Source organism: Streptomyces sp. XH2, from assembly GCF_049725035.1.
In the GTDB taxonomy this organism is placed as follows: Bacteria; Actinomycetota; Actinomycetes; order Streptomycetales; family Streptomycetaceae; genus Streptomyces; species Streptomyces roseoverticillatus.
On record NZ_JBMMMZ010000002.1, the window covers coordinates 143,833 to 160,972 of the forward strand.

Sequence of the window (17,140 nt, forward strand, 5' to 3'; positions counted from 1 at the left end):
CGCCGTTGCGCGGAGGAGAGGCCCCGGCCCCGCCCTTTCCCCGTTTCGTCCTCAGCCGCCGGACGGCTGGATGGTGCCTGGCCGGGCACTCTCAGCCCGTCCGGCGCTTGAGGACGAGCGCGTTCAGCGCGATGCGGGGTCCGGGGCGGAGCCCCGGTTACGGGAAGGGGCGGGGTGGGGGAGAGGCCCTACGCGGCCGCGGCCAGCTCCTGCGGCGCGCCGATCGCCGTCAGCAGTGCGACGATGCGGTCCGACGCCAGGCCGTCCCCGAAGGGGCTCGGCAGGGACGCGAGGCGGGACAGGCCCTGCGGGCCTTCCGCGAGGCGGCGCCGGGCGGCCCGCCCGATCTCCGCACCCGGCTCCACCAGGTCCGCGAAGTCCGCCATCGCCTCCGGCCGCTCCGTGGAGCGCCGCACGACGACCAGCGGGCGGCCGAGCACGGTGCACTCCTCCTGGATGCCGCCCGAGTCGGAGACCAGCAGCGCCGCGTGCCGGGCCAGGGCGAGGAACTCGCCGTAGCCGAGGGGGCGGGTGACGGTCAGGCCCGTCAGCAGGCCCTCCAGGCCGGCGGCCGCCAGCCGGGCCCGGGTCCGCGGGTGCAGCGGCACGACGACCGGCCGGCCGTCGGCCACGAGCGCGGCGAGCTCGGTGAAAATGGCGCGCAGGGCCTCGGGGGAGTCGGTGTTCTCGGGGCGGTGGACCGTGGCCAGGACGTACGAGTCGGCGGTCAGGCCGTGCCGCTCCAGCAGCTCCGCGCGCTCGGCCGCGGACGGCAGCTGGCCGTGCACCGCCTCGACCACGGTGTTGCCGGTGACGGCGATGCGGGCGTCGTCGACGCCCTCCGCGAGGAGGTTGGCGCGGTTGTCCTCGGTGGCCGCGCACAGGACGTCCGCGATGCGGTCGATGAGGACGCGGTTGTGCTCCTCGGGCATGTTGCGGTCGTGGCTGCGCAGGCCGGCCTCGACGTGCAGCAGCGGGATGCCGCGGGCGTTCGCGGCGAGCGCGCCGGCGAGGGCCGCGTTGGTGTCGCCCTGGACGACGACGGCGAGCGGCGGCTCGGCGGTGAAGAGGTCGTCGAGCTGGGCGAGGGCACTGGAGATCTGGACGGCGCGCGGCTGTCCGCCGACCCCGGTCAGGAAGGTCGGCTCGGGCAGGCCCAGCTCGGTCAGGAAGCGGCCGGACAGTTCCTCGTCGTAGTGCTGACCGGTGTGCACCAGGTGGGCGGCGGGGCCCAGGAGGCGTACGAGGTCGGTGAGCTTGACCAGCTCGGGGCGGGTGCCGAGGACGACGGCGACGCTACGGACGGGCAGGGACTGCACGAGGTGACTCCTGGGGCCGACGGGCTGCTGACAGCTCACGACCTTGCGGTGCCTCGGTTGCACCCCCGGGGTGCCTTCGGTTGCCCGACGGTTGCGAAACCGGAATCGGGGCGGAAATCGGGCTAGAAGGGACTTTCGTCCTCGTCCGGGGCGGGACCTTCGTCCCCGCCGTCGGCCCGGTAGCGGTAGCCCAGGCCCCGTACGGCCTCCAACGGGTCCGCGGCCTCGTCGCCGGCGGCCTGCCGCAGCTTGCGCCGCAGCCGCAGGACGGCGAACTTCACCCGCTCGCGGCCGGTGCCCTCGGGGTCGTCCCACACCCGGTCGAGCAACTGGTCGGTGGTGATCACCCGGCCCCGGTTGCGGACGAGCACCTGCAGCAGCCGGTACTCGATGTCGCTGAGCCGGGCCTCGTGGCCCTGCCAGACCGCCGAGCGCCGCTCGGGCACGAGCCGCAGCCCGTCGTCGAAGGAGTCGCCGGCCCAGCGGGTGGGCGCGGTGCGGCGCAGCAGCGCCTCGACGCGGGCGAGCAGCTCGTCATTGCCGAAGGGCTTGGGCAGGTAGTCGTCGGCGCCGGCGCGCAGGCCGCGGACCCGGTCGGTCTCGGCGCCGCGGGCGGTGAGCAGCAGGACGGGCAGGTCGCTCAGGTCGCGGGTGCGCTCCAGCACTTCCCAGCCGTTGAGCTGCGGCAGCCCGATGTCCAGGAGCATGAGGGCGGGGCGCTCGGCGAACAGCAGCCGCAGCCCGTCGCGGCCGTTGTCGGCGTGGGCGACCTCGTAGCCGGCGCGGGTGAGGAGGGTGCGCAGGGCGAGGGAGAGGTCGGGGTCGTCCTCGACGACGAGCACGCGGGTCACGCGTCCGCCCTCCCGGCGGGTCCGCCCCGGTCGTTTGCGCCGTCCTCGTCCGGGGGATCCCCGGGCCCCTCCACCGGCAGCCGGATCAGGAAGGCCGCGCCCCCGTCCGCCGCCTCGCCGACGGTGATCGTGCCGCCGTGCAGCCGGACGATGGCGCGGCTGATGGCGAGGCCGAGGCCGGTGCCGGGATATCCGCCCGTACGCGCGTTCGGTGCCCGTACGAAACCATTGAAGATCTCCTCCCGGAATTCCTCCGGGACACCGATTCCGGTATCGGCGACTTCGATCTCCCAGAACTCTCCGCGCGGCGCCGCCGTGACCGAGATCCGGCCACCCGCGGGGGTGTATTTCGCGGCATTCTCCAGAAGATTGGCCAGGACGTTCTGCAGCCGGTGCCGGTCACCGCGCAGGACGGGTCCGGGGGTGCACTCCAGAACGGTGAACAATCCCGCCTCCTGCGTCGTGCTCATCCGGTCGAGGACGGCGTCCTGCAGCATCCGGTCCACCTCCACGTCGCCGAATTCCAGCTCCAGGCCGGCGGTGGCCCGCATCCGGGTGGTCAGCAGCAGGTCGGCGATCACCCGCTGCATGCGGTCGGCGTTGCGCCGGATGGCGTCCAGGAAGGAGGCCTGCTCGTCGGTGAGGGCGCCGAAGGAGGGGTCGGTGAGCAGCTCGCAGAAGCTGATCACGGAGGTGAGGGGCGTGCGCAGCTCGTGGGAGGCGGCGGCCGTGAAGGCGTTGCGCTGCCGGGCCAGCTCGGTGAGCGCCACGTTGTCGCGCTCCAGGTCCCGCTCGCGCCGCTTGCGCTCGGTGACGTCCTCGTACGTCCACAGGGCGCCCAGGTAGGCGCCCTCGTGGCGGAGCGGCTCGATCACGCGGCGGACGGTGCGGCCGTCGGGGAGGGGCAGCTCGGCCGTCCGGTGGACGTGGTGGCGGGCCGGGATCCCGCCGGCCCGGACCCCGGTGCCGAACATGCCGGTGAACCTCCGGTTGGCCGCGAGCACCCGGTCGTCCGGGCCCTGCACGGCGGCGCCTCCGGGCAGCGCCTCCAGCAGCGCGTCCAGCAGCGTCCGCCACCGGTCGTCGTCCTCGTTCACCACCGGGCTCCCGTACAGAAAGAGGCATAAAGGTCTTAAGAGGCCTTCCGGGAAAACCGTAGGACAAGGCCGCCGGGCCTGCCGCCCGCGCTGTCGTACCCCCTCCGTAGACTGGTCCGCGTGAGCGAGCGCCCCCTGAACGACGACAACGGCAGCACCGGCCCCGACGACAATGACCGTTTCGAGGAAATTGTCGATGCCGAGACCGACCGCGACCCCGACCTCGCCGTCATCGAGGCCGGCAGCCGGACCCTGCGCGCCCAGGCCGGGCCGCCGCAGGGCGACATCCCCGCCCGGCCCGAGGACCCCGAGACCGACCGCGCGCTGCGCGAGGTCGAGACCGAGCTCGCCGGCCGCTGGGGCGAGACCAAGCTCGACCCCTCGCTGGTCCGCATCGAGGCCCTGATGGACATCCTGGGGCAGCCGCAGCGCGCCTACCCCGCGATCCACATCACCGGCACCAACGGCAAGACCAGCACGGCCCGCATGATCGAGTCGCTGCTGGGCGCCTTCGACCTGCGCACCGGCCGGTACACCAGCCCGCACGTCCAGTCGATCACCGAGCGCATCAGCCTCGACGGCGCCCCGATCTCCGCCGAGCGCTTCATCGAGACGTACCAGGACATCAAGCCGTACGTGGAGATGGTCGACGACCGCGAGGACTACCGCCTGTCGTTCTTCGAGGTCATGACCGCCATGGCCTACGCGGCCTTCGCCGACGCCCCGGTCGACGTGGCCGTCGTCGAGGTCGGCATGGGCGGCACCTGGGACGCGACGAACGTGGTGGACGCCTCCGTCGCCGTCGTCACCCCCATCTCGCTCGACCACACCGACCGCCTCGGCGCCACCCCCGGTGACATCGCCGGCGAGAAGGGCGGCGTCGTCAAGCAGGACGCCACCGTCGTCCTCGCCCAGCAGCCGGTCGACGCCGCACAGGTGCTGCTCAAGCGCGCGGTCGACGTCGACGCCACCGTGGCCCGCGAGGGCATGGAGTTCGGCGTCGTCTCCCGCGAGGTCGCCGTCGGCGGCCAGCTGCTGACGCTGCGCGGCCTCGGCGGCGAGTACCCCGAGCTCTTCCTGCCGCTCTACGGCGCCCACCAGGCGCACAACGCCGCGGTCGCCCTGGCCGCCGTCGAGGCGTTCTTCGGCATCGGTGCGCAGCACGCCCGCACGCTCGACATCGACACCGTCCGCCGCGCCTTCGCGCAGGTCAGCTCCCCGGGCCGGCTGGAGGTCGTGCGCCGCAGCCCCACCGTCGTGCTGGACGCCGCGCACAACCCGGCCGGCGCGCAGGTCACGGCCGAGGCGATCACCGAGGCGTTCGGCTTCAGCCGGCTCATCGGCGTCGTCGGCGCCAGCGCCGACAAGGACGTCCGCGGCCTGCTGGAGGCCTTCGAGCCGGTCTTCGCCGAGGTCGTCGTCACCCGCAACTCCACCCCGCGCTCCATGGACCCCGACGAGCTCGCGGCCATCGCCGTCGAGGTCTTCGGCGCCGAGCGCGTCCAGGTCGAGCCCCGGCTGGACGACGCCCTGGAGGCCGCGATCACCCTCGCGGAGGAGGAGTCCGAGTTCTCGGGCGCGGGCGTCCTGGTGACCGGCTCGGTGATCACGGTCGGCGAGGCCCGGCTGCTCCTCGGGAAGGGCTGATCATGAGAACGCTGTGCGCCGGCACTCTCATCGGTGAATTCTTCGTCATCGGGTTCGCCGGTCTGGTCGCCATGCAGATGTCCGGCCTGTCGACCGGCACGGTGTGGGCCGTCAGCGGCACCGCGATGGCCGTGAGCGTGCTGCTGTGCGGCATGCTCACCCGCCCGGGCGGCGTCCAGCTGGGCTGGCTGCTGCAGATCGGGCTGGTCCTGAGCGGCTTCATCGTCCCGATGATGTTCATCCTCGGGGTGGTCTTCGGCGGCCTGTGGTGGGCCTCGGTGCACTTCGGCCGGAAGATCGACGAGGCGAAGGCCCGCTTCGCGGCGGCCGCGGCGGCTGACGCCGGGTAGCCCGTATCCGGCGGCCGGGTGCCGTACGGGCCCCGGTGCCCGGGCCGTCGGCTCCGCGCAGGCGGACGCGGTCCGCCGGACGCCGTGCGCGGCGCCCGGCGGGTGGTGGCGGTCCGGGTGCCGCTCCCGCGCCGCGCACCTGTACCCTCTGGCCCACCAGAACGATCGCCCGCAAGGAGCCGCAGTATGAGCCAGCGCACCCTCGTCCTTCTCAAGCCCGACTGCGTCCGGCGCAAGCTGACCGGCGAGGTCATCGCCCGCATCGAGCGCAAGGCCGGATGGACGATCAGCGCGCTGGAGCTGCGCACCCTCGACCGCGACACCCTCGCGCAGCACTACGCCGAGCACGAGGGCCGGGACTTCTACGAGCCGCTGATGGGCTTCATGTCCTCCGGCCCCGTCGTCGCCATGGTCGTCGAGGGCGAGCGCGTCATCCAGGGCGTGCGCGCCCTGGCCGGCCCGACGGACCCGATTTCGGCCGCCCCGGGATCCATCCGTGGTGACTTCGGCACCATCACGCGCGAGAACCTCATCCACGCCTCGGACTCCGAGGAGTCGGCCGAGCGGGAAATCAAGATTTTCTTTCCCGGCCTCGCCTGATAGCGCATCAGGCCCGGAGCCTTTCCGATCAGGGGCGACCGATTTTCTTTCGGTCGCCCCTGGCATATGCGTGGCGAACGAGGGAACCTCTCACTCCGACACGACGTCACCATTACTGGGGGAAGCTCCACTTCCGCCGACAATGGCGGAGGAACCCTCGCGCCGCGTTCGACCGGTCGAGACTACGATGAGAGCTTCCGCGCCCGCCGCGCACCGCACACCCTGCCGACCGCAAGTAAGCAATCGCTCACTCCAGCTGGGAAGGCCAGACGTATCCTCATGGGGAACAACATGTCGTTCATCGGCCGTGACATGGCTGTCGACCTCGGGACCGCCAACACGCTGGTGTACGTCAGAGGCCGCGGAATCGTCCTCAACGAGCCATCCGTCGTCGCCATCAACACCAACACCGGCGGCATCCTCGCGGTGGGTGCCGAGGCGAAGAAGATGATCGGCCGCACCCCGGGCAACATCGTCGCGGTCCGGCCGCTGAAGGACGGCGTGATCGCCGACTTCGAGATCACCGAGCGCATGCTCCGCTACTTCATCCTCAAGATCCACAAGCGGCGCTGGATGGCCCGGCCCCGCGTCGTGGTCTGTGTGCCCTCCGGCATCACCGGCGTCGAGCGGCGCGCCGTCATCGAGGCGTCCACCCAGGCCGGCGCCCGTCAGGTGCACATCATCGAGGAGCCGATGGCCGCCGCGATCGGCTCCGGCCTCCCCGTCCACGAGGCCACCGGCAACATGGTCGTCGACATCGGCGGCGGCACCACCGAGGTCGCGGTCATCTCCCTCGGCGGCATCGTCACCGCCCAGTCCATCCGCGTCGCCGGCGACGAGCTCGACAACGCGATCATCCAGCACATCAAGAAGGAGTACAGCCTCCTCCTCGGTGAGCGCACCGCCGAACAGATCAAGATCACCATCGGCTCGGCCTACGACCTGGAGCAGGACGAGCACACCGAGATCCGCGGCCGGGACCTGGTCAGCGGCCTGCCCAAGACCGTCGTCATCTCCGCCGCCGAGGTCCGCAAGGCCATCGAGGAGCCGGTCAACTCCATCGTCGACGCCGTCAAGACCACCCTCGACAAGTGCCCGCCCGAGCTCTCGGGTGACGTCATGGACCGCGGCATCGTTCTCACAGGCGGCGGCGCCCTCCTGCGCGGCCTCGACGAGCGGCTGCGCCGGGAGACCGGCATGCCGATCCACATCGCCGAGGACCCGCTGGACTCCGTCGCACTGGGCTCCGGCAAGTGCGTCGAGGAGTTCGAGGCCCTCCAGCAGGTCCTCGACGCCCAGCCGCGGCGCTGACGCGCCCGCTCCTGCGGGCGGGTACGCCGGGACCGCGGCGGCAGGCGGTGCTCCGGCGCCGTGTCGCCGCCCCGGAGTGCCGTTCCGGACCGTCGCCCGGGGCCGCCTCCCGGGGTGCCGCGCCCGGCGCGTTCCACCTGCCGGGGGACCGGTGCCACCCCCTTGGCCGGGGGTGGCGCCAAAGGCACCCTGCGTACCACCGCTGCCGGGAAACAACCTGATATACAGGCACAACGCTCCGGATGACCGGCCCGCCCCGCAGCCCGCCGGTCCTACGAGAAGGGCACGCCGCCGCACGTGAGGGACACACGAGAGAGCCGGCTGCTGCTGGTGCTGCTGGTCGCCATCGCCTTCGCACTGATCACGGTCGACATCCGTGGCGGTGAGCGGTCCCCGCTCGACGGCGTCCGGCACGCGGCGGCCTCCGTCTTCGGGCCCGTCGAGAAGGGCGTCGCCTCCGCGGTCGACCCCGTCGGCAACGCCGTGGCGGCCGTGCGTGACTCCGACGAGCGGCACAACCGCATCAGCGCCCTGGAGCGCGAGAACACCAGTCTCAAGCAGCGGCTCGGCAGCGACGCCCGCAACCGCGGCCGGGCCGCCGAGCTCGACGCCATGCTGGGGACCGCCGGCCGCGGCCAGTACGGCATCAAGGGCGCCCAGGTCATCGCCATAGGCGCGGCCCAGGGCTTCTCCTGGACCGTCACCATCGACGCCGGCAGCCGCGACGGCATCAAGCGCGACATGACCGTCCTCAACGGGGACGGCCTCGTCGGCCGCGTCACCACCGTCGCCCGCGACACCGCGACCGTACTGCTCGCCAACGACCCCAAGTTCACCGTCGGCACCCGCATGGAGAAGAGCGGCGAGCTCGGCTTCGCCAACGGCCAGGGCGCCGGCGTCCTGCGCGTCGAACTGCTCAACGGCAAGGCGGCCGTCAAGCCCGGCGACCGGCTCGTCACCTTCGGCTCCAGCCGCGACAAGCCGTTCGTGGCCGGTGTCCCCGTCGGCGAGGTCACCCGCGTCGAGCCCGCCGGCGGCAGCCTCACCCGCACCCTCCAGGTCCGCCCCTTCGTCGGCTACAGCAAGCTCGACATCGTCGGCGTCGTCGTCGAACCCCCGCGCACCGACCCCCGCGACACCGTGCTGCCGCCCAAGCCGGAAGCGCCCAAGCCCACGCCCACCGTGACCGTCACGGTCACGCCCTCCGCGAGCGCCAAACCCGAGGACTGACCGATGCGCCTCAACCGGATCCTGCTCTCGACCGCGCTCGTGGTGGTCGCCCTCGTCGTGCAGGTCACCGTCCTGGCACGGCTCCATCTGCCGGGCGCCGTCCCCGATCCGCTCCTCCTCGTCGTGGTCGGGCTCGCCCTCGTCCACGGCCACACCAACGGCGCGGTCGTCGGCTTCGCCGCCGGCCTGCTGGCCGACCTCGCCCCGCCCGCCGACCACGCCACCGGCCGGTACGCCCTCGTGCTGTCCGTCATCGGCTACCTCGTCGGCCTCGTCCGGCCCGAGACGGGCAAGCTGCGCTCGGCCACCGTGCCCATGCTCGTCGTCGTGGCCGCGGCCGTCGGCTCCACGCTGCTCTACGCGGGCGTCGGCTCCCTCGTCGGCGACACCGCCGCGCGCAACGTCGGCCTCACCAGCCTCGTCTTCACCGCGGCCCTCTACGACCTGCTGCTCGCGCCCTTCGTCGTCCCGCTCGTCATGGCCATGGCCCGGCGCGTCCAGAACGACCCGCTGACCGCCGACGGCCCCAGCACGATGGGGGGATCGCGCGCGGGCCGCGTGGGCGGCCAGCGCACGGGCATGCGGACGGGGCTGCGCCGGCCGGGCCGGATGAGGGGAGTGAAGCGGCTGTGAGCAACCTGCCTGACTCCGGGCGGACCTCCCGCGTCACCATCCGCCTCATCGTCATCCAGATCCTCGTCTTCTCCCTCCTCCTCACCCTCGCCGGCAGGCTCTGGTACCTCCAGATCCGCAACGGCGACGAGTACACCGCCGAAGCCGCCGACAACCACATCCAGCAGGTCGTCGCCCCCGCCACCCGCGGCTCGATACTGGACGCCCGCGGCGTCCCCCTCGCCGACAACGAGACCCGCCTCGTCGTCTCCGCGAGCCGCACCGACCTGATGAAGATGAAGGACCGCGGCCGCACCGTCCTCGCCCGCCTCGCCGGCGTGCTGAACATGAAGACCGAGGACGTCGCCGCCAAGGTCCGGCTCTGCGACGCCAAGACCCCCAAGCCCTGCTGGGCCGGCTCGCCCTACCAGCCCATCCCCATCACCGACGAGGCCACCACCCAGCAGGCCCTGCAGATCCGCGAGCGCGCCGAGGACTTCCCCGGCATCACCGCCGAACCCACCGCCGTCCGCCGCTACGCCGGACCCGGCGGCTCCAACACCGCCCAGGTCCTCGGCTACCTCTCGCCCGTCACCGACGAGGAGATCACCAAGGCCAAGGCCGGCCGCTCCCCGCTGCTGCGCTCCGACCAGGTCGGCCGCTCCGGCCTGGAGCGCCAGTACGACTCGCAGCTGCGCGGCAAGGCCGGCGTCACCCGCTACGAGGTCGACAACCTCGGCCGCGTCATCGGCAAGGCCAAGAGCGACAAGGCCGTCCCCGGCGCCAACCTCGTCACCAGCATCGACGCCCGCGTGCAGGCCATAGCGGAACGCGAGCTGGACCAGGCGATGAAGGACGCCCGCAAGGAGACCGACCGGAACACCGGCACCAACTACAAGGCGGACGCCGGTGCCGTCGTCGTCATGGAGGCGAAGACCGGCCGCGTCGTCGCCATGGCCTCCAACCCCACCTACGACCCCAACGCCTGGGTCGGCGGCATCTCCGCCAAGGACTACCAGAACCTCACCGGCAAGGACTCCGGCTTCCCGCTGCTCAACCGCGCCATCCAGGGCCAGGCCGCCCCCGGCTCGATCTTCAAGGTCATCTCCGCCACCGCCGCCGTCAAGGCCGGCTACGCCTTCGACGACAACTACAACTGCTCGGCCTCGTACAGCATCGGCAGCCAGGTCTTCAAGAACTTCGAGTCCAAGGGGTACGGCCCCATCAACCTCGGCCGCGCCCTGGAGGTCTCCTGCGACACCGTCTTCTACGACCTGGCCTACCGCCAGTGGCAGAAGGACGGCGGCAACAACCCCAAGCACCCCGCCGACTGGTTCTACAAGACCGCGCACGAGTTCGGCCTCGGCAAGGAGACCGGCATCGACCTCCCCAACGAGGTCACCGGCCGCGTCCCCGACCGCGAGTGGAAGAAGAACTACTGGGAGGCCAACAAGGACTCCTGGTGCAAGCAGGGCAAGACCGACACCAGCTACGCCGGCCAGATCGCCAAGGAGAACTGCGAGTCCGGCATGCGCATGCGCGCCGGTGACTCCGTCAACTACTCCATCGGGCAGGGCGACACTCTTGTCACCCCCCTGCAGATGGCCACCATCTACGCCGCCATCAGCAACGGCGGCACCCTCTGGAACCCCACCGTCGGCAAGGCCGTCATCAGCCCCGACGGCCGCACCGTCCACGAGATCGAGCCGCGGTCCCACGGCAGGCTGCCGTTCGACAAGAGGACGCGCGACCAGATCGACGGCGCCCTCGCCGGCGTGGCCACCCAGGGCACCGCCGCCTGGCGCTTCGAGGGATGGCCCCAGAAGGAGATCCCGATGCACGCCAAGACCGGCACCGCCGAGGTCTACGGCAAGCAGACCACCTCCTGGTTCGCCACCTACACCGGCGACTACGCCGTCGTCATGACGATCTCCCAGGGCGGCACCGGCTCCGGCGCCTCCGGCCCCGCCGTGCGCAACATCTACAACGCCCTCTACGGAGTCGACGAGAAGGGCAAGATCGACGCCAAGAAGGCGCTCCTGCCCCACCCGGAGACCGGACTGCCGAAGATCCAGAAGGACGGCACCATCGAGGCCCAGCCCATCGAGCCGCCCCAGCCCAGCCCCTCGGCCCGGAAGGAGGAGCAGGACTCGTGACCACCACCGGCGGCTACCGCGCCCGCCGCTACAGCCCCGAGCGCTCCGCCTGGGGCCGCCTCACCGCCCGCGACTCCGTCCTGCGCCGCCTCGACTGGGTGATGGTCTGGGCCGCCCTCGCCCTCTCCGGCATCGGCACCCTCCTCGTCTACTCGGCCACCCGCAACCGCACCGAGCTCAACCAGGGCGACCCGTACTACTTCCTGCTCCGCAACATCCTCAACACCGGCATCGGCCTGGGCCTGGCCGTCGGCGCCGTCTGGGTCGGCCACCGCGCCCTGCGCGGCGCCGTCCCCATCCTCTACGCCATCTCCGTCCTGCTCACCGTCGCCGTCCTCACCCCGCTCGGCGCCACCATCAACGGCGCCCGGTCCTGGATCCAGCTCGGCGGCGGCTTCTCCCTCCAGCCCTCCGAATTCACCAAGATCACCATCGCGCTGGGCATGGCGATGCTGCTCTCCGCCAAGGTCGACGCCGGCGAGCGGCTCCACCCCGACCACCGCACCGTCGTCGAGGCCCTCGGCCTCGCCGCCCTGCCGATCCTGATCATCCTGCTGATGCCCGACCTCGGCTCCGTGATGGTGCTCGTCGTCATCGTCCTCGCCGTGCTCCTGGCCTCCGGCGCGTCCAACCGCTGGATCGCCGGCCTGATCGGCACCGGCGTCCTCGGCTGCATCCTCATCTGGCAGCTCGGCGTCCTCGACGAGTACCAGATCAACCGCTTCGCCGCCTTCGCCAACCCCGCGCTCGACCCCTCCGGCGTCGGCTACAACACCAACCAGGCCCGCATCGCCATCGGCTCCGGCGGCCTCCTCGGCTCCGGCCTCTTCCACGGCTCCCAGACCACCGGCCAGTTCGTGCCCGAGCAGCAGACCGACTTCATCTTCACCGTCGCCGGGGAGGAGCTCGGCTTCGTCGGCGCGGGCGCGATCATCTTCCTCGTCGGCGTCGTCATCTGGCGCGCGTGCCGGATCGCCCGCGAGACCACGGAGCTCTACGGGACGATCGTGGCGGCCGGGATCGTCGCCTGGTTCGCCTTCCAGTCCTTCGAGAACATCGGCATGACGCTCGGGATCATGCCGGTCACGGGCCTGCCGCTGCCGTTCGTGTCGTACGGGGGGTCGTCGATGTTCGCGGCGTGGATCGCGATCGGACTCCTGCAGTCGATCAAGGTCCAGCGACCGGTCTCGGCGTAAAGCCGACCGGGACGACCTGGACGCTACGGCCGGGGCGGCCGGGGATTCCGCCGGACTCCCGCCGTCGTGGTGATGCGCCGCTGCGGCGGAAAAAATGCCCGCCGCCGCGGCGCGCAACCACAGCGGCGCTGACCGGCGGTGCCGAGCCGGCCCCAGCCCGGCGTCAAGGCCGAACCCGCCGCAGCCCGGCGTAAACAGGACTGCCCCATAGGACACACCCGCACTAGATTCGGCACTATGGCGGACACTCTGCGCGAGATCGAGCGGAAGTACGAAGCCGGGCCCCACGCCGGAGGCGCCACGCTGCCCGACCTGAGCCGCGTCGCGGGCGTCGCGGCCGTCACCGGCGAAGTGACGCACGAACTCGACGCCGTCTACTACGACACCGCGGACCGGCGCCTCGCCGCGGCCGGCATCACCCTGCGCCGCCGCACCGGCGGCGAGGACGAGGGCTGGCACCTCAAGCTCCCCGTCGCCCCCGGGGTGCGGGACGAGGTCCGGGCGCCCCTCTCGCCGGACGTGCCGCGCGCCCTCGCCGCCCTCGTCCGGGCCCGCGTCCGGCACGCCGCGCTCGTCCCCCTCGTCCGCATCCGCTCCCGCCGCACGGTCAGCCGGCTCCTCGACGCGCGGGGCACGCTCCTCGCCGAGGCCAGCGAGGACCGGGTCAGGGCCGACCGGCTCGGCGACGGCGGCCGCAGCGCCCGCTGGACCGAGTTCGAGGTCGAACTCGGCGGCGGCACCGACCCCGCCTTCCTCGACACCGTCGACAAGCGCCTCCGCAAGGAGGGCCTGCACCCCTCCGACGCGCCGTCGAAGCTGGCCAGGGCGCTGCGGGAGACGGGGGAGGAGCAGCAGCAGAAGAAGCCCGCGCGGAAGCCCGCCACCGCCGGCGACCACGTCCTCGCCTACGTGCGCGAGCAGATCGGCGCCCTGCTCGCGTACGACACCGCCGTCCGCCGCGACGCCGAGGACTCCGTCCACCAGATGCGCGTCGCCACGCGCCGCCTGCGCAGCGCCTTCCGCACGTACGGCGGCGTCCTGGACCGCAAGGTCACCGACCCGCTCGGCGCGGAGCTGAAGTGGCTGGCCGAGGAGCTCGGCGCGGACCGGGACCGCGAGGTCGTCACCGCCCGCCTGAAGGACGGCCTCGCCGGGCTGCCGGTCACGCTCGTCCTCGGGCCCGTCCGCGCCCGCCTGCGCGTCTACGCGGCCGGCCGCGCCAGGGGCTCCCGCAAGCGTGTCCTCGCCCTCCTCGACGGCGAGCGGTACCTCGCCCTCCTCGACGCGCTCGACGCCCTCCTCGCCGACCCGCCGCTGCGGAGGGCCGCCGCGCGCCCCGCGCCGGAGGTCCTGGCCGGGGCCGTCCTGCACGACTACGAGCGGCTGGCCGGCCGCGTCGAGAAGGCCCTGGGCACCGGTCCCGGTCCCGCGCGCGACACCGCGCTCCACGAGGCCCGCAAGGCGGCCAAGCGCGCCCGCTACGCCGCCGAGGCCGCGAGGCCGGCCCTCGGCAAGCCCGCCAAGCGCTTCACGTCCCGCATGAAGGACGTCCAGACGCTCCTCGGAGAGCACCAGGACAGCGTCATGACCCGCACCGCCCTGCGCGCGCTCGCGGTCCGGGCCCACGCGGCGGGGGAGAGCACGTTCACCCTGGGGCTGCTGTACGGGCGCGAGGAACAGCGCGCGGCCGGGTACGAGCGGGAGCTGCCGGGCCTGTGGCGCAAGGCCTCCCGCAAGCGGTACCGGGCCGATCTGCGGTCGTGAGGGTCCGCTCCGCGGGCACGTTACCCTTGAGGGTCACCCCCTTCCGCTCATGAGAGACATTGCGATGCCTGTCGAGTCGGTCTTCCCGCGCCTCGAAGCTCTCCTCCCGCACGTGCAGAAGCCCATTCAGTACGTCGGTGGCGAGCTGAACTCCACCGTCAAGCCCTGGGACGAGTGCGACGTCCGCTGGGCCCTGATGTACCCGGACGCGTACGAGGTCGGCCTGCCCAACCAGGGCGTCATGATCCTTTACGAGGTCCTCAACGAGCGGGAGGGCGTCCTCGCCGAGCGCACGTACAGCGTGTGGCCGGACCTCGAGGAGCTCATGCGCGAGCACGAGGTCCCGCAGTTCACCGTGGACAGCCACCGGCCGGTCAAGGCGTTCGACGTCTTCGGCCTGAGTTTCTCCACCGAGCTGGGCTACACCAACATGCTCACGGCCCTGGACCTCGCGGGCATCCCGCTGGAGTCCAAGGACCGCACGATCGACGACCCGATCGTCCTCGCGGGCGGCCACGCGGCCTTCAACCCCGAGCCGATCGCGGACTTCATCGACTGCGCGGTCATCGGCGACGGCGAGCAGGCCGTCCTGGAGATCACCGAGATCATCCGGGCCTGGAAGGCCGAGGGCCGCCCGGGCGGCCGCGAGGAGCTGCTGTTCCGGCTCGCGAAGACGGGCGGGGTGTACGTCCCGGCGTTCTACGACGTCGAGTACCTGCCGGACGGCCGCATCGGCCGCGTCGTGCCCAACAAGTCCGGCGTGCCGTGGCGCGTGTCCAAGCACACCGTCATGGACCTGGACGAGTGGCCGTACCCGAAGCAGCCGCTCGTACCGCTCGCGGAGACCGTCCACGAGCGCATGTCCGTCGAGATCTTCCGCGGCTGCACCCGCGGCTGCCGCTTCTGCCAGGCCGGCATGATCACGCGCCCCGTGCGGGAGCGGAGCATCACCGGCATCGGCGAGATGGTCGACAAGGGCCTCAAGGCGACCGGCTTCGAGGAGGTCGGCCTCCTCTCGCTGTCCTCCGCCGACCACACCGAGATCGGTGACATCGCGAAGGGCCTGGCGGACCGGTACGAGGAGGACAAGATCGGTCTGTCCCTCCCGTCCACCCGCGTGGACGCCTTCAACGTCGACCTCGCCAACGAGCTCACGCGCAACGGCCGCCGCTCCGGCCTGACCTTCGCCCCCGAGGGCGGCTCCGAGCGCATGCGCAAGGTCATCAACAAGATGGTCTCGGAAGAGGACCTGATCCGCACCGTCGCCACGGCGTACGGCAACGGCTGGCGCCAGGTGAAGCTGTACTTCATGTGCGGGCTGCCGACCGAGACCGACGAGGACGTCCTCCAGATCGGCGACATGGCGGTCAACGTGATCGCCAAGGGCCGCGAGGTCTCCGGCTCCAACGACATCCGCTGCACGGTCTCCATCGGCGGCTTCGTGCCCAAGCCGCACACGCCGTTCCAGTGGGCCCCGCAGCTCTCCGCCGAGGAGACGGACGCCCGCCTGGCGAAGCTGCGCGACAAGATCCGCGGCGACAAGAAGTACGGCCGCTCGATCGGCTTCCGCTACCACGACGGCAAGCCCGGCATCGTCGAGGGCCTGCTCTCGCGCGGTGACCGCCGCATCGGCTCCGTCATCCGCGCGGTGTACGAGGACGGCGGCCGCTTCGACGGCTGGCGCGAGCACTTCTCGTACGACCGCTGGATGAAGTGCGCCGAGCAGACGCTGCCCGAGCAGGGCGTGGACGTCGCCTGGTACACGACGCGCGAGCGCACGTACGAGGAGGTCCTGCCCTGGGACCACCTGGACTCCGGTCTCGACAAGGACTGGCTCTGGGAGGACTGGCAGGACGCGCTCGACGAGACCGAGGTCGAGGACTGCCGCTGGACGCCGTGCTTCGACTGCGGCGTCTGCCCGCAGATGGACACGTCCATCCAGATCGGCCCGACGGGCAAGAAGCTGCTTCCGCTCTCCGTCGTCAAGTAGGAACGTACGTTCGAGCGGGGGCCCTGCCGGGTTGGCAGGGCCCCCGTGGCACGTACTCTAGGTAGCAGTACGACCGCACTCACGAAGGAATCAGACCACTGGGCAAGCGACAGCCCGAAGGCCCGCCGCCCGCACCCGCGGTGCAGCGCATCCGCCTGCGCTACACCAAGCGCGGCCGCCTCCGGTTCACCAGCCACCGCGATTTCCAGCGCGCCTTCGAGCGGGCCCTGCGCCGGGCCGAGGTCCCCATGGCCTACTCGGCGGGCTTTACCCCGCACCCGAAGGTGTCGTACGCCAATGCCGCACCCACCGGCACGGGCAGCGAGGCCGAGTACCTGGAGATCCAGCTCGCCGAGGTCCGCGAGGTGGAGCAGCTGCGCAAGCTGCTCGACGAGTCCCTGCCCGCCGGGCTGGACATCACGGACGCCGTCGAGGCCCGGACGTCCTCCTTCGCCGAGCGGCTGGAGGCCTCCGTCTGGGAGCTCCGGCTGGACGGCGTGGAGCCCGCGGACGCCGAGCGCGCCGTGGCGGCGTTCATGGCCGCCGAGCAGGTGGACGTCCAGCGCCGCACCAAAAACGGGTTGCGGACCTTCGACGCGCGTGGTGCCGTGATCCGGCTCGAGGCGCGGGACGCCGCGGCCGATAGGCCCGGCGACGGTCCCTGTGCGATACTGCGGCTGGTTGTTCGGCACGCCACACCCGCCGTTCGACCCGACGACGTCCTGTCCGGTCTCCGCGCTACGGCCGACCTGGCGCCGCCGGTCCCCGCTGCGGTGACCAGGCTGGCGCAGGGGCTGCTCGATGAGGAGTCCGGCACGGTGACCGACCCGCTCGCGCTTGACCGCGAAGCCGCCCCGGCCTTCCCCACCACGGCCGCCGGGCCGAGCCCCGCAGGCGATGCGCAGGTGCCGGAAGGTTCCGCGTAAGGACGGCCGTCGAAGCGCCGCCGGACACCAGGGAGCCACCCGGTGCGGCAGGCGCACTGACCAGGAGACTTTCGCCGGTCCCCGAGGACAA

14 protein-coding genes are annotated in these 17,140 nt (G+C 72.1%); 11 read left to right on the top strand and 3 right to left on the bottom strand.

What is annotated here, in order from left to right; genetic code table 11:
• Positions 1-188: 188 nt before the first annotated feature.
• The 3 genes from wecB to ACOTKD_RS04215 form a co-directional block, all read right to left on the bottom strand.
• Positions 189-1,319, bottom strand: a complete 1,131-nt coding sequence (gene wecB / locus ACOTKD_RS04205; protein ID WP_424887498.1) for a non-hydrolyzing UDP-N-acetylglucosamine 2-epimerase — start codon at positions 1,317-1,319, stop codon at positions 189-191.
• 122 nt (positions 1,320-1,441) lie between these two features.
• Positions 1,442-2,170, bottom strand: a complete 729-nt coding sequence (locus ACOTKD_RS04210) for a response regulator transcription factor (protein WP_424887499.1) — start codon at positions 2,168-2,170, stop codon at positions 1,442-1,444.
• A complete protein-coding gene (locus ACOTKD_RS04215) occupies positions 2,167-3,267 on the bottom strand; it encodes an ATP-binding protein (protein WP_424887500.1) in 1,101 nt (366 codons plus the stop codon). The genes ACOTKD_RS04210 and ACOTKD_RS04215 overlap by 4 nt, the downstream gene beginning before the upstream one ends.
• A gap of 120 nt (positions 3,268-3,387) precedes the next feature.
• Between ACOTKD_RS04215 and folC the strand changes: the two genes are divergently transcribed.
• From folC to ACOTKD_RS04270, 11 genes are all read left to right on the top strand, one after another.
• Positions 3,388-4,914 carry a bifunctional tetrahydrofolate synthase/dihydrofolate synthase gene (folC, locus tag ACOTKD_RS04220; RefSeq protein WP_424887501.1) on the top strand — a complete coding sequence of 509 codons (1,527 nt, stop codon included), beginning with the start codon at positions 3,388-3,390 and terminating at the stop codon, positions 4,912-4,914.
• A gap of 2 nt (positions 4,915-4,916) precedes the next feature.
• Positions 4,917-5,264, top strand: coding sequence for a DUF4233 domain-containing protein (locus ACOTKD_RS04225; RefSeq protein WP_424887502.1), 348 nt, complete (start codon positions 4,917-4,919; stop codon positions 5,262-5,264).
• A gap of 186 nt (positions 5,265-5,450) precedes the next feature.
• Positions 5,451-5,864 carry a nucleoside-diphosphate kinase gene (gene ndk / locus ACOTKD_RS04230; RefSeq protein WP_367136338.1) on the top strand — a complete coding sequence of 138 codons (414 nt, stop codon included), beginning with the start codon at positions 5,451-5,453 and terminating at the stop codon, positions 5,862-5,864.
• 291 nt (positions 5,865-6,155) lie between these two features.
• Positions 6,156-7,175 carry a rod shape-determining protein gene (locus ACOTKD_RS04235; RefSeq protein WP_004950903.1) on the top strand — a complete coding sequence of 340 codons (1,020 nt, stop codon included), beginning with the start codon at positions 6,156-6,158 and terminating at the stop codon, positions 7,173-7,175.
• Positions 7,176-7,472: 297 nt separating this feature from the next.
• Positions 7,473-8,405: a rod shape-determining protein MreC gene (mreC, locus tag ACOTKD_RS04240; RefSeq protein ID WP_424887503.1), complete on the top strand. Its 933-nt coding sequence runs from the start codon at positions 7,473-7,475 to the stop codon at positions 8,403-8,405.
• A gap of 3 nt (positions 8,406-8,408) precedes the next feature.
• The gene (gene mreD / locus ACOTKD_RS04245) at positions 8,409-9,038 is read left to right on the top strand and encodes a rod shape-determining protein MreD (RefSeq protein WP_424887504.1); all 630 of its coding nucleotides are present in this window, start codon (positions 8,409-8,411) and stop codon (positions 9,036-9,038) included.
• On the top strand, positions 9,035-11,173 hold the full coding sequence (gene mrdA, locus ACOTKD_RS04250; protein WP_424887505.1) for a penicillin-binding protein 2: 2,139 nt from the start codon (positions 9,035-9,037) through the stop codon (positions 11,171-11,173). The genes mreD and mrdA overlap by 4 nt, the downstream gene beginning before the upstream one ends.
• Positions 11,170-12,369 carry a rod shape-determining protein RodA gene (rodA, locus tag ACOTKD_RS04255; protein ID WP_424887506.1) on the top strand — a complete coding sequence of 400 codons (1,200 nt, stop codon included), beginning with the start codon at positions 11,170-11,172 and terminating at the stop codon, positions 12,367-12,369. Before mrdA ends, rodA begins: the two co-directional genes overlap by 4 nt.
• A 237-nt stretch (positions 12,370-12,606) precedes the next feature.
• Positions 12,607-14,133: a CHAD domain-containing protein gene (locus ACOTKD_RS04260; RefSeq protein ID WP_424887507.1), complete on the top strand. Its 1,527-nt coding sequence runs from the start codon at positions 12,607-12,609 to the stop codon at positions 14,131-14,133.
• 64 nt (positions 14,134-14,197) lie between these two features.
• The gene (locus tag ACOTKD_RS04265) at positions 14,198-16,123 is read left to right on the top strand and encodes a TIGR03960 family B12-binding radical SAM protein (protein WP_424887508.1); all 1,926 of its coding nucleotides are present in this window, start codon (positions 14,198-14,200) and stop codon (positions 16,121-16,123) included.
• 140 nt (positions 16,124-16,263) lie between these two features.
• Entirely contained in the window at positions 16,264-17,049 is a 786-nt protein-coding gene (locus ACOTKD_RS04270) for a TIGR03936 family radical SAM-associated protein (protein ID WP_424887509.1), read from the top strand.
• The last annotated feature ends 91 nt before the right edge of the window (positions 17,050-17,140 follow it).

Excerpts from the sequence above, each read along its gene's own strand:
- ndk (WP_367136338.1), top strand. The coding sequence starts at position 5,451 with ATGAGCCAGCGCACCCTCGTCCTTCTCAAGCCCGACTGCGTCCGGCGC.
- ACOTKD_RS04235 (WP_004950903.1), top strand. The coding sequence starts at position 6,156 with ATGTCGTTCATCGGCCGTGACATGGCTGTCGACCTCGGGACCGCCAAC.
- ACOTKD_RS04265 (WP_424887508.1), top strand. The coding sequence starts at position 14,198 with ATGCCTGTCGAGTCGGTCTTCCCGCGCCTCGAAGCTCTCCTCCCGCAC.
- ACOTKD_RS04225 (WP_424887502.1), top strand. The coding sequence starts at position 4,917 with ATGAGAACGCTGTGCGCCGGCACTCTCATCGGTGAATTCTTCGTCATC.
- mreD (WP_424887504.1), top strand. The coding sequence starts at position 8,409 with ATGCGCCTCAACCGGATCCTGCTCTCGACCGCGCTCGTGGTGGTCGCC.
- ACOTKD_RS04260 (WP_424887507.1), top strand. The coding sequence starts at position 12,607 with ATGGCGGACACTCTGCGCGAGATCGAGCGGAAGTACGAAGCCGGGCCC.